The sequence below is a fragment of the Amycolatopsis sp. H20-H5 genome (assembly GCF_035828755.1).
Classification (GTDB): domain Bacteria; phylum Actinomycetota; class Actinomycetes; order Mycobacteriales; family Pseudonocardiaceae; genus Amycolatopsis.
In genome coordinates this window covers 17964-29279 of record NZ_JAYMZS010000110.1, presented here as the reverse complement: position 1 = coordinate 29279, position 11316 = coordinate 17964, and the positions used below count along the sequence as shown (strand labels likewise).

Sequence of the window (11316 nt, the reverse complement as noted above, 5' to 3'; positions counted from 1 at the left end):
GCACGAGCAGCAGTTCCACCGCGACCGGTACCTCGGTGGTGGTCATGGCGCTCACCTCGGTCGTGAGGCGGGAGGTCAGGCCCGGATTTCCGTGCGGTCTTCGCCGGTGGCGGAGACCGTGATGCGGCGCGGTTTGGCTTTCTCCGCGATCGGGATGCGCAGGGTCAGGACACCCGCGTCGTAGTCGGCGTGGATGTGCTCGGTGTCGAGGGTGTCGCCGAGGAACAGCTGGCGGGAGAACACGCCCAGCGTACGTTCGGCGACCTGCATCGCGACGTCGTCACCGGGGGACACCGGACGGCGTTCGGCTTTGACGGTGAGCACATTGCGTTCGACGTCGAGGTCGATCGCCGCAGGATCCACCCCGGGCAGGTCGAAGCAGACCACGAACTCGTCGCCGGCGCGGTAGGCGTCCATCGGCATCGCTGTGGGTTTGGACCAGGTGCCGGTGGGTGTGCCGAGCAGTTGCTGGGTGAGCCGGTCGAGGTCGCGGAACGGGTCGGTGCGCATCAACATGGTTCCACCTCCAATGTTGTCTTCTCTGGCGTCAACACGCACCACTGTTCTAACATGTCATCGAAACGATGACAAGTGCTGGGTCGTCGGAAGGATGACGAAGATGGATGCGGACCCGCTCGATGCCCTCCGGGACGTGCTGGTTTCGGTGCTCGCCGCCCGCGACGGGACACACGACGAGGACGGGTTGCTGGCCGCGTTGAGCGCGTTGCGGTCCCTGCGTGAGGAGCTGTCGGGCTGGGAGCCGGAGCTGATCACCGCCGCCCGCGCCGCCGGCGTCAGCTGGGCCGCACTCGCGCCCGCGCTCGGCGTGGCCAGCAGGCAAGCCGCCGAACGCCGCTACCTGCGCCTGCAACCGTCTACCACCGGCGAGAGCACCGGTGAAGCCCGCGTCGACGCCCAACGAGCCCGCCGGGCCGCAGACCGCGCCGTGGCCGACTGGGCCCGGGAGCACACCGTGGTGCTGCGGGCACTGGCCGGACAGGTCAGCGCCCTGGAAAACCTCGGCACCGCGGCACAGAAACGCGTCAGCCAGCTCGGTGACGCCCTCGGCAACGACGACCCCGCCGAGCTTCTGCGCCCCCTCGCCGCGACCCAGCCCCACCTCGGCGACCGGCACAGCCACCTCGCCCACCAAGTCGGTGCCATCACCGAACACACCGAGCAGGTCCGCCGCGACGCCACCCACCGCCGCAACCCCGCGACGTGACCCACCGTCGCCCAGGAGGTCGTAGCGGTGACTCGGTCAACACGGGACCAGCTGGCCGCCGAGCAGCGTAGAGAGGCTGAGCGCCGTGTGAGTCGTGCGGTGGTGCCCAGGTGCGGGACAGAGAGACCAGTCCCTGCGCTACTGGGCGGACTGGCTCGCACTCGGTGAGTCGGTGGCCTGCGGGTCGGCGTCGGCTGAGTGTAGTGGTGTGTTGCGGCGTTCGGAGGCGTGGAGTTGGTCTTCGAGGGTGATGATGCGGCAGGCGGCGTCGAGGCCGGTGCCGTGATCCACCAGTTCCCGCACCCGCGCGGCGAGGCGCAGTTGGCGGCGGGAGTAGCGGCGGTGCCCGCCGGCGGAGCGTTGCGGTGTGAGAAACCCGCCTTCGTCGAGGCTACGCAGAAATCCTTGCGTGGCGCCGAGCATCTCGGCGGCCCGGCCCATGTAGGCGGGGTACTGGTCATCGTCGAACTTGTCGGCCCCACCCGAACCGGGGGCGGGGGTCTCGCGTTGGTCAGGACTCATTGCACCTCCACATCACAAGGGACCCCGGGTGCCGTGTGCGGCGCCCGGGGTCCCGAGGGTTGGGTTTCACCATTGTCAACCGACGTGCACGTCGGCTTCCTGTATCCACATCGCCAGACCGAGAGGCCGACGGTGCGGAGATCGCTTGTTCGTAACCGGGAACCACCTTCCAATCTGATGGGACTGCGGTACCCGCGCGGCGCAACTACCCGGCCGCTGCGGGCGATCCAATGATGAGACGCTTCCCTTTCTTTTTCCGGTGTTTCCTTACCGTGTATCACGTCCACTGCTGCGACCGTCACCGGCTGAGACCCTTCCACTGATCGGTCCCAGCACGCGTCACGCCGCTGGTCACTGCCCGAAACCCCGACCGTGATCGGTTCCGGCCACCTGACCGTCCTGCACCATCTGACCTTGCAACAACCACTGACTTCGCTTTGTGCTGCGGTACAACACTTGCGCAGGCCAGGCACACTCCGCGCCGCCTACGTCCTGCACTACTGCGCCGGGACCATCTCTCTACTGCGTCTTCACTGCCTGGTCCCGAGATGTTGCTTCGGTCACCAGTCGAAACCTGTCCGTTGAGTGGCTTCGTCCTGCCTGACCGTGATGTCTCACCTCGCGGGTAGTTACATCATCTCCCGCGCCTGCTTGACGTTGTCTCTCTCGGTATGAGCAGAACACTACACACACCCACGATCGAATGTCTATCCCCGCCGCCATAGATTTACTGCGTCACCCGATACGGTGACGGCCTGGCTGACGACGATGACGACTGAGACGACGAGAGAGGTTCCTCCTATGAGCGACAAGGCCGTGCCCCAGGATCCGTTCGGCCTTGCCGGGGTGCCCGACCACCGCGACTACGCCCAGCGGCTCGCCGAGCTGCTCGAGCGGGGCACGACGCAACCGCCGCTGGCGGTGTTGTCGGCGGAAGAGGCCTACACGGCGGCCGAACTGCTCGGCCAATACGCCCAGCTCGACCCGACCGCCGCGTTGAACCAGCTGGCCGCCACCCTCGCCGGACGCCTCTACGCACGCCTGGGCACCTGACACCCAGACCGGTCACTCCACCGGGTGAGCTGCACTGGCGCGGCTCGCGCGGGCCGCAGGACCTGTTCCATGCTGATGAGACATCCACCGGCGCGGGAACTCGAGTTCCCGGCGACGAAGGAAGGAACCGGGCATGATCGGGTCACTGCGGCACCACGTCGCGCTGCCGCCGAACGCTGACCACTGGGACGCGTGGAGGCCCGGCGGCGCGCTGTGGGTGGACGGTGTGTTGGTGGCACGGGTCCGGGCCGGCGATGTGGCGGCGTTCGAGAGCCTGGTGCTGCGTCACTTGCGACCGGTATACCAACTCGCGCGCCGGACTTTCCCGGCGGGCACCGCGGCGGACGAGGTCGTGGTGGAGGTGTTTGTGCGCGCCTGGCACAACCTCGAACGCTGTGGCCGGATACCGACCGGGTTCCGATCGTGGATCACGACGGTGACAGTGCAGGTGTGTCATGAGACGAACACCCGCTAACCGCAGTTGCGTGAGAACACCGGCCTTGACACGCTCAACCACGCCAGCCGGATCTTGACTGTGGCCGCTGCCGCGGTCTTCTTGGAAGGCGATCCCGAACACCGAGGCCGCTACTCGGCGCTACTTTCTTCACCGCCCGCCCCGATCCCGGCAGCTCCTGTGGCCCGGTACGCGACTGCCACCTGCCCGACGAGCTGGTACCGATCTTCGCCGCGGCGCTGACCCGATTCGGGCGCTGGCTCCCCGAACCAGCAGCAACCTCAACACCAGTCATCCCCGTGAATGGACACCATCAGATTGCTGCCATGATTCGGATAGCCCTGATAATTTTTGGGCTCAAAAAATCGACCGGCCGCACTCGGATGGGTGGTTCGACGTGCCAGTTGGCAGCCAAGGCACGATGATTTTTGCGAGGATTGTGGCTCATCGTCGAACCAGGCACGCCGAATTACTGCAAATCGAGTCTGCTGGGACTAGCATCAAAGGAGCAGGTCAGATGCTCTTGCAGCGGCGAAGAACAGGAACTCGGCAAACGTCAATTCGGCGACCTAAACCCCGAGCAGGAACCCCGACCTGCCGGATCACGAGCACTCGCCGGTTATTATGGGTGATTGCGGACCGGCGCATTTAGTGCTCTGCTTTCTAGTGGGAGCAAAATTAGCTCTCGCCAATGTGGATTCCACGGTTCGACTGTTCTGTCGGGCGTGTCGGGTTCACCTTTCTCAGGACAGGGATTCCCTCATGAAAATTTACCGCATCGCCGTTGCGACCTTTGCCGCCAGTGCGCTGCTTGCCGGCGGCACAGTTGCGGCGTATGCCACCACCGGCACACCCGCGATGAGTTCGGTGTCAACGGGTCGCGCGCCCACCAGTGTCCCCGCCTGCTCAGCTGCCGCCTTGGCTGCCCAGGCGGCCATCGTCGTGGCAACCGCGAAGGCAGCCGCCAACGTCGAAAAGGCCCAAGCGGTAGCGGCGAGTTTCCAGACCCTCGCCAAGGCGTTCATCTCCGTGCCTCCCGGCGACGTCACCGCGGCCATGGCGGTCCTGAAGACCGCCATCGGTGCCGAAACCGGCACCGCCACCGAGACTGCCGCAGCCGTCAAAACCGCAGCCGACGCTGACGCAGCCGTCATCAAGGCCTGCGTGCCCGCAACCCCGGCAGCGTAAGGCTGACGCACCGAGCACGCTCCGGCCGTGTCGTATGCCACCCCCAAGTGGAAGCAGGCAGATGTCACTGCGCTTGCGCACGGGGGACGGCAAGCCGTTCGCTGTGGGGCCGCACTGCCTTGTCGGAAAACAGGTCGTGGTCCATGAAGGGTTCAGATCGGAGCCGGTAGCGTGGTTGAGAACCGCGTACGAATCGGCTACGACAGCAGGATTGGCGAGCGGACACGCCTCACCTACGGGACATACCTATGTGACCGGGTCACTGTGCCGCCATGGCCTGGGCTGACCGGGCGCGTCGCGGTTTCTGTTGCACGGTCGGGCGAAGCTAGGCTGGTCTGATGCAGGAATGCGCGCCCCGCGGCGCTTCACTGTCTCGGGTAGGTCGCCATGCCTGATGACATCCGCACGGTCGAGGGTGTCGTGCGGCGGCTGGTGCATGTCGGTGTCGACGGCTACACCGTGGCGGTGGTCGCGCCAAGTGCCGAGGAGGAGGTGAAAGTCGCGGGCACGGTGCTGCGAGGATTGCAGCCGGGGGAGACGATCCGTGTGAGCGGCCACCACGACCGGCGTTCGACTGTCCGCGACACCGTGCGGGTCGTCGAGTGCGAACGGGTGCTGCCCGCGACGGTGCACGCGATCAAGGCCTATCTCGGGTCAGGCCTGGTCGCAGGTATCGGCCGTAAGCTCGCTGACGCGATCGTGGGGCATTTCGCCGAGGCCACCCTCGAGGTCATCGAACACCGGCCGCGGGAACTGCTGGGGGTGCACCTGATCGGCGAGGGGCGGTTGGCCACGATCGTCGCCGGGTGGGCCGAGCACCGCGCGCTGCGGGAGGTGATGATCTTCCTGCAGGGGGTGGGGGTGTCACCGTCGTTGGCGGTGAAGATCCACAAACGCCTCGGCGCCGACACCCAGGACGTCGTGCGGACCGCGCCGTACCGGCTGGTGGAGGAGGTGCACGGCATCGGGTTCCTCAACGCCGACAAGATCGCCCTCGCCGTCGGGATCCCGATGCAGAGCCCGGACCGGATGAAGGCGGCCTTATTGCACGTGCTCGATGAGGCGCAGAGCAAAGCCGGGCATTGCTTCCTGTCCGTGCCGGCGCTCCTGCGGGCGGCCACCGCGCTCGTCGCTTAGGACCCGAGTTGCTCCGGGTCGCGTTGCACCAGTTGCGCCGCAAACGGAAAGTCATCCTCGAACACGCTCCCGAACACGGTCCGGACCCGGTGGCGTTCCCCGCCCGGCTGCACCGCGCCGAGACCACCCTCGCCAACGACCTGTGGCGCTTGCTGCACGCACCGTCGCGGCTCGCCACCCGCCCGGCCGCCGCGCGGTTCATCGTCGACCCGCCGGTGTCGGGCGACGGGCGTGAACTGGACTCCCGGCAACGCGACGCCGTGCGGATGGCGCTGAGCGAGCGGGTGTCGATCCTGACGGGCGGGCCCGGCTGCGGAAAGAGTTTCACCCTGCGGACCATCGCTGAGACCGTCGTCCGCTGCGGCGGGAAGGTCACCCTGTCCGCGCCCACCGGGCGCGCCGCGAAACGGCTGGTGGAGCTGACCGGGCTCCCCGCGACGACCATCCATCGCCCGGTGCGGCCCAAGCCCGGCACCGACGCGGTGGTGACCTTGTTCGACGACACCGACCCGCTGCAGGCCGACCTCGTCGTCGTCGACGAGGCGTCCATGCTGGATGTGCGCCTGGCCGACGAACTTGTCGCCAAGATCCCCGAGGGCGCGCACCTGCTGCTGGTCGGCGACATCGACCAGCAGCCCAGCATCGGCTCAGGATGTGTGCTGCGTGATCTGCTCGCTGTCCCCGACATCGCGCACGTCCGGCTGGAGCGGGTCTACCGGCAGGGACCGGGCAGCAGCATCAGCACCGGCGCCGACGCGGTCCGCCGCGGCCAGATGCCCACCATCGGCGGCGAGTTCTGGCTCGTGCCTGTCACCGACCCGGCCAACATCCCCGGCATCGTCGTGGACGTCGCGACCCGGCGCCTGCCCGCCGCCTACGGACTCGACCCCCGCGACGTGCAGGTGCTCTGCCCCGGCCGGGCCCGCGACACCGGCGCGCTCAACGTCGGACGGCTGATCCAGGACCAGCTCAACCCCCACACCGCGGGGGAGGCGCAGCACTGGAGCGACGACCGCGCGTTCCGGCCGGGGGACAAGGTGATGCCCGCGCGCAACAACTACGACAAGGGCACCGCAGGCGTGTTCAATGGCTCCGCGGGCACCGTCACCTCGGTCGACGTCGACGACCGGACAGTCACGGTGACCCTCGACGACGGGGAGGCGGTGATCTACGGCTTCGACGAACTCGACGAACTGGCCCACGCCTACGCCATCACCGTGCACCGGTCGCAAGGCAGCGAATACGCCTACGTCGTCATCGCGCTCAGCTCCGCGGCCGGACCGTTCCTGTTGCAGCGCAACCTGCTCTACACCGCCATCACCCGCGCGAAGACGATGGTCGTCATCGTCGGCTCGCACGACGCGCTCCGCCGCGCGATCCGCAACAGCGCCGAGCCACGCAACACCAGACTCACCACCCGCTTCAGCGACCCCGCCGACCACGAACCCACACCCGAACCACCCACAGACACCGACGCCCAACTGTCCGCGTTCTGAGTCAGCTGTGGTGCTGTGCCGGTACACCCGATCCGCGCGGACAACGATGCTGGCAACAACGCAACGCGCGGGCTATACGGGAACGATCCGGATCTGTCGTCGGGGCCGTCTTGACGGCCACGGGTCTGGCTGTCGCGACTGTGCGTCATCGTGAGCGCGGGGTGCTGCGGGCACACGACGATCGCGTCGAGCCGGGACGCAGCGGTCTAGGTGTGCGGTCCCGCGGATCGGGACCGCCTCGGCGTCGACGCCGGGCGCTTGTCGAACGGTGAAATTCCGTGAGGAGGTCGACGCTCGTCGTCGTTGGTCGATGGCTCACGAGTCGCTGACCACGCAGGTGTCCCCGCTGCGCGTACTTGGTTGCGCCCCGCGTGCTTTCCTGCGTAGAGCGCGGCGTCGGCTGAGCGCAGCATCCCTTCAATGGTGGGCTCCGCGGTGTCTGGCCAGGTCGCTACGCCAATGGTGGCGGTGAGCCGAACAGGGTGACCGTGGTCGTCGCGGATGTCGAGGTCGGCGATGCCGGCGCGGATGCGTTCGGCGATGCCGGCGGCGTCGGCTGGGCCGACACCAGGCTGCAGGACCGCGAATTCTTCCCCGCCGTAGCGGCCGATGGCGTCGTCGCGCCGGACGGTGTCGGTCAGGACCGTGGCGACGCGGGTGAGGACGTCGTCGCCGACCTGGTGGCCGTGGGTGTCGTTGATGCGCTTGAAAAAGTCCAGGTCGAGCAGCATCACTGAGACTGGGGTGCGCCCGTGGCGGGCGTGCTGAAGCGCGGCGTGGGCGGTGTCTTGCCAGGCGACGGCGTTGAGCAGACCGGTGCGGCTGTCGGTGCGCGCGGCGAGTTTGTACTGGTGGAGCAGGACGCTTTGGTGGACCAGGTGCAGCGGCACCACCATCAGCAGGGTCACTTCCGGCCACGCGGCTGCGGCGAACGCGACGAAACCGCCGAGCACGAGCTGGGCTACTTCGAGGAGGTTGTCGGCGGTGCTGCCGAGCGCGTCGCGGCGACGGGTGAGGTCGGCGGTGAGCAGCAGGATCCCGGCGACGATGGCGGAGTTGACGAGCCAGTGCCCGGCGATCGCGGCGACCAGCGCGGCGACGTCGGCCCAGCCCAGTGTGGCGGCGAGCAGGTGGTCGCGCAGCCCGGTGCTGGTGGTGACGGTGGAGGCGGCCAGCGCGGCGAGCGTCATCATCGCGACGGTGAAGGCGGCCCGGTAGGGCGGGCGTTGCTGGTCGAACCGTCCGACCAGCAGCCAGCGGTGGGCGTAGATCGCGAGGATGAGCGCGACCTCGGCCAGTGTGGGCAGCACGAGCGCGCCGGAGATCGTCCACACCGAGCAGAGGTCGACGTGGGGGAGGTGGGAGCGGTCGCGGCGGATCCGTTCGATGGCGTGCGAGGCATGCAGGTGCAGCGCGGCGCACGCGACCAGCAGACCCGCCGTGGCCCAGCTCGAGGCCGGTGTCGGGCTGGCGAGGAGCAGGACCGCGGCGAGCGCGGCGGTCTCGATGCCCAGGACGTAGATCAGCGGCCGTGTAGGGAGGTGCCACAGCGACCAGGTCCACGGAAGCCAGCTGGGTCTCGTACTGTCGCCGCCGTCCACAAGCCGCCCCATTGTCTCTCTCCGCATCCGCGTACCCACTCACCGTACGTCGTGACCTGCGCAAAGGGCAGCCGCCATTGCGCTGACGAGACGCCCGTGCGCTGACCCGCCACCATTACCCGTGGGCCCGCTCGCATACCGGGGTGCGTTTCGGCCCGCAGTGGTGGGGCGAGGAGGTGCGAGATGCGCGACAAGATCTGGTGACCCGCGAACCACAGCCCGGCGTCGAGACTGCGGAACGGAGGTGACTCCCGATGCGCGACAAGATCTGGCGCGACAAGATCTGGCGGTAACATGCCCGTGAACGAGACCACAGCCTCGAGCGGCCCCAGCCGATCGAGGTTGGCGAGTGGACCCGGCGCCCGCGCCAGGCGGCGCGGCCGCCGGGATACCCACCCGTCCTCGCCCCGGTGACGGGACACCCATGATCAGTGCGGGTTGCCGGCGTCGGAGAACGACCGGCTCGCCTCGGCCGCGGGCCTAGCGTTCGACGGGTAGTGCGTTCGCGATCTGGGCGGGGGCGAGGCGTGCCCAGCCGGTGGCTGCGGCGAGGGCGAGAGCGGTGCCAGCGACACCGGCGAGTGCGATCGCGATCGTGGCCGACCCGCAGGCTTGGGCGATGACGCCTCCGGCGGCGACCCCGATACCTTGCCCGGCGATCAGCCCGGCCCGCGCGAACCCCAGCGCCTGGCCGCGTCGGTCGGCGGGGACCAGTTGCACGAACGTCGACGCGGCGCTCACCTGATAGGCCGAGCAGAGCCCGGAGACGACCAGCAGCACCAGCGCTCCCGCGACGCCCGGCGCTGTGGCATAGCCCAGCAGCGGCAGTGACGTTCCCACCGCGAGCACACCGAGCAGCCGCAGCCGGACTGTTCGCGGCACCAGCCGAAGCAGGACCGCCCCAGCCACCGCACCGGCCGGTTCGGCGGCCAGCAGCACACCAACCCACCCGGTGCCCAACCCGGCCTGCGTCGCGAACACCACCGCCAGGCCTTCAGGTACGACGGTGAATGTCGCGAGCCAGCCCAGGCTCATCAGCGTCCGCAGCCGCCGGTCGCGCGCTACCAGCCCGGCGCCCCGGCCCACCCGCACCAGCCATCCGACGAGCTCGACTCGCAGCCGTACCGCGGCGGCGACGGCCTCGACGGGATACCGGCCGATCCCCGCTCGTAGCAGCGCCCCGGACACGACGAACGTCGCGGCGTCCACGGCGAGCGCGACGTTCGGACCTAACCAGGTTGCGAGCAGGCCACCGCCGGCGAACCCACCGACCAGGCACGTCTGGTGCGTGATGAGCATGACTGTCTGCCCGGCCTCGTAGCGGCCGTCGAGCATGTCCGGCAGCACAGCGCCTTGCGCCGCGGCGAACGGCGCCTCAGCCAGCTGCACCAGCACCAGCAGACCGGCCAGCACGCCGAGCGGGACATCGGGAATCGCCATGGCAGCGACGAGGACTGCCCGCACCGCGTCCGCGGTCACCATGACTGAGCGGCGCGGCCATCGATCCGCCAGCCCCGACAGCAACACGCCGGACACCAGCGCCGGAATCGTCGTCAGCGCGTATGTCCCGGCGGTCGCCGCGGCCGAGCCGGTCCTGGCGAACACCAGCAGCGACAACGCGACCCTGGCCAGCTGATCACCGACGATCGAGGTCACCGCAGCGGCCCACAGAATCCGGAACTGCGCCTGCCCGAACACCCCGGTCGTTCCCACCCCCGACCCCACCATCTGTCCTCCCCACCAGCGATAGAGTCCAGACTGTAAGCCGCGAATGGTCAACTCGTCACGACCTGGTCGCTGGCTCCGACGTGGACAAGGTGCTCACGCCGTTACGCGGGCGAAGCCTGGGACGACTGCGCCGCAGGTCGGTAGGACGCACCCCAGAACTTCTGCTCAGCAGCATCCACGACAGCAGCAGCGCCGCCCGCGCGACATATGCCGACTCTCGCTTCACTATCGGCTAGCTGATGGCCTTTCCGGTTGTCGAGGTGGTCGGTCAGTGCGCGAAGGGTAACGGGGGTCACGCGATGCTCGACATCGTGTTCGTGCCCAACACTGGCACCGTCGGTAAGGTCTTCGTCCGACCGAGACAGTCCCACAGGCCGGTATCAGCCATCGCTCGATCGGGCGGCGACGCGGATGACCGAAGTCGTCTGCATGTAGATGCGCGCGCAGGATGTGGTTCCTGAACCTGGAGGGGTTTCGTCTCGGCCAGGGGGAGTGTGATCTTGATCGTCGGTTATTGCCTTGGGCTCGGCCACTCGTGTGGGTATCGTCGCTGGATGGGGTGCTGATCGACATCTATCAGCACGAGGGGTGGGAAGAGGCGAACCATGGTGTCCTTACATGTGCGTGCGGCAGACGGCACGTACTCCGAAGATTCTTGCACCGCGAAGCCGACCGGTTTCGGCAAAGGGCAGTGGATCACCGGTGCGACTCGAGTGGCGATGGCCGATGCGCTGAAGCGGCAGCACGAGAAAGGACCAGTATCCGTGTGCTGGCCGAGAGCGCTGGCCGTTTCTACGGCTTCATTCACCGAGTGCTGGCGGAGTCCGGAGCTGCGATGCGGTCCAGGGGCGGGGGACACCGCAAGTCGCCGTCGCCGCGCCCCGTGCCATCCTGACGAGGCCCGCGACCCGT

Annotated in this window: 11 protein-coding genes; 7 read left to right on the top strand and 4 right to left on the bottom strand. The window is 68.2% G+C overall.

Annotation, left to right across the window (positions count from 1 at the left end; genetic code table 11):
* Nucleotides 1–75 precede the first annotated feature (75 nt).
* The gene (locus tag QMK34_RS37920) at nt 76–516 is read right to left on the bottom strand and encodes an Hsp20/alpha crystallin family protein (protein WP_326419596.1); all 441 of its coding nucleotides are present in this window, start codon (nt 514–516) and stop codon (nt 76–78) included.
* Between the two features lie 103 nt (nt 517–619).
* On the opposite strand from QMK34_RS37920, the gene QMK34_RS37915 reads away from it, so the two are divergent.
* On the top strand, nt 620–1225 hold the full coding sequence (locus QMK34_RS37915; RefSeq protein ID WP_326419594.1) for an HSP18 transcriptional regulator: 606 nt from the start codon (nt 620–622) through the stop codon (nt 1223–1225).
* Nucleotides 1226–1363: 138 nt separating this feature from the next.
* Here the strand turns inward: QMK34_RS37915 and QMK34_RS37910 are convergent, their stop codons facing one another.
* A complete protein-coding gene (locus QMK34_RS37910) occupies nt 1364–1747 on the bottom strand; it encodes a helix-turn-helix domain-containing protein (protein WP_326419593.1) in 384 nt (127 codons plus the stop codon).
* A gap of 801 nt (nt 1748–2548) precedes the next feature.
* Here QMK34_RS37910 and QMK34_RS37905 point away from each other — a divergent pair.
* The 5 genes from QMK34_RS37905 (at nt 2549) to QMK34_RS37885 (ending at nt 7075) form a co-directional block, all read left to right on the top strand.
* Complete coding sequence (locus QMK34_RS37905; protein ID WP_326419592.1) at nt 2549–2800, top strand: hypothetical protein; 252 nt, start codon at nt 2549–2551, stop codon at nt 2798–2800.
* A 133-nt stretch (nt 2801–2933) separates the two neighbouring features.
* On the top strand, nt 2934–3275 hold the full coding sequence (locus QMK34_RS37900) for an RNA polymerase sigma factor (protein WP_326419591.1): 342 nt from the start codon (nt 2934–2936) through the stop codon (nt 3273–3275).
* Between the two features lie 741 nt (nt 3276–4016).
* A complete protein-coding gene (locus tag QMK34_RS37895; RefSeq protein ID WP_326419590.1) occupies nt 4017–4442 on the top strand; it encodes a hypothetical protein in 426 nt (141 codons plus the stop codon).
* Nucleotides 4443–4829: 387 nt separating this feature from the next.
* Nucleotides 4830–5579: a helix-hairpin-helix domain-containing protein gene (locus QMK34_RS37890; protein WP_326419589.1), complete on the top strand. Its 750-nt coding sequence runs from the start codon at nt 4830–4832 to the stop codon at nt 5577–5579.
* Between the two features lie 8 nt (nt 5580–5587).
* The gene (locus QMK34_RS37885) at nt 5588–7075 is read left to right on the top strand and encodes an ATP-dependent DNA helicase (protein WP_326419588.1); all 1488 of its coding nucleotides are present in this window, start codon (nt 5588–5590) and stop codon (nt 7073–7075) included.
* Between the two features lie 206 nt (nt 7076–7281).
* Here the strand turns inward: QMK34_RS37885 and QMK34_RS37880 are convergent, their stop codons facing one another.
* Nucleotides 7282–8688 (bottom strand): GGDEF domain-containing protein, encoded by a 1407-nt coding sequence (locus tag QMK34_RS37880; RefSeq protein WP_326419587.1) that lies wholly within the window; start codon nt 8686–8688, stop codon nt 7282–7284.
* Nucleotides 8689–9156: 468 nt separating this feature from the next.
* Nucleotides 9157–10404, bottom strand: coding sequence for an MFS transporter (locus QMK34_RS37875; protein ID WP_326419586.1), 1248 nt, complete (start codon nt 10402–10404; stop codon nt 9157–9159).
* Between the two features lie 448 nt (nt 10405–10852).
* Here QMK34_RS37875 and QMK34_RS48130 point away from each other — a divergent pair, with 448 nt between their 5' ends.
* The gene (locus tag QMK34_RS48130; protein ID WP_442785310.1) at nt 10853–11299 is read left to right on the top strand and encodes a helix-turn-helix domain-containing protein; all 447 of its coding nucleotides are present in this window, start codon (nt 10853–10855) and stop codon (nt 11297–11299) included.
* Nucleotides 11300–11316 lie beyond the last annotated feature (17 nt).

Excerpts from the sequence above, each read along its gene's own strand:
- QMK34_RS37890 (WP_326419589.1), top strand. The coding sequence starts at position 4,830 with ATGCCTGATGACATCCGCACGGTCGAGGGTGTCGTGCGGCGGCTGGTG.
- QMK34_RS37900 (WP_326419591.1), top strand. The coding sequence starts at position 2,934 with ATGATCGGGTCACTGCGGCACCACGTCGCGCTGCCGCCGAACGCTGAC.
- QMK34_RS37920 (WP_326419596.1), bottom strand. The coding sequence starts at position 516 with ATGTTGATGCGCACCGACCCGTTCCGCGACCTCGACCGGCTCACCCAG.
- QMK34_RS37875 (WP_326419586.1), bottom strand. The coding sequence starts at position 10,404 with ATGGTGGGGTCGGGGGTGGGAACGACCGGGGTGTTCGGGCAGGCGCAG.
- QMK34_RS37915 (WP_326419594.1), top strand. The coding sequence starts at position 620 with ATGGATGCGGACCCGCTCGATGCCCTCCGGGACGTGCTGGTTTCGGTG.
- QMK34_RS48130 (WP_442785310.1), top strand. The coding sequence starts at position 10,853 with ATGTGGTTCCTGAACCTGGAGGGGTTTCGTCTCGGCCAGGGGGAGTGT.
- QMK34_RS37905 (WP_326419592.1), top strand. The coding sequence starts at position 2,549 with ATGAGCGACAAGGCCGTGCCCCAGGATCCGTTCGGCCTTGCCGGGGTG.
- QMK34_RS37880 (WP_326419587.1), bottom strand. The coding sequence starts at position 8,688 with ATGGGGCGGCTTGTGGACGGCGGCGACAGTACGAGACCCAGCTGGCTT.
- QMK34_RS37895 (WP_326419590.1), top strand. The coding sequence starts at position 4,017 with ATGAAAATTTACCGCATCGCCGTTGCGACCTTTGCCGCCAGTGCGCTG.
- QMK34_RS37910 (WP_326419593.1), bottom strand. The coding sequence starts at position 1,747 with ATGAGTCCTGACCAACGCGAGACCCCCGCCCCCGGTTCGGGTGGGGCC.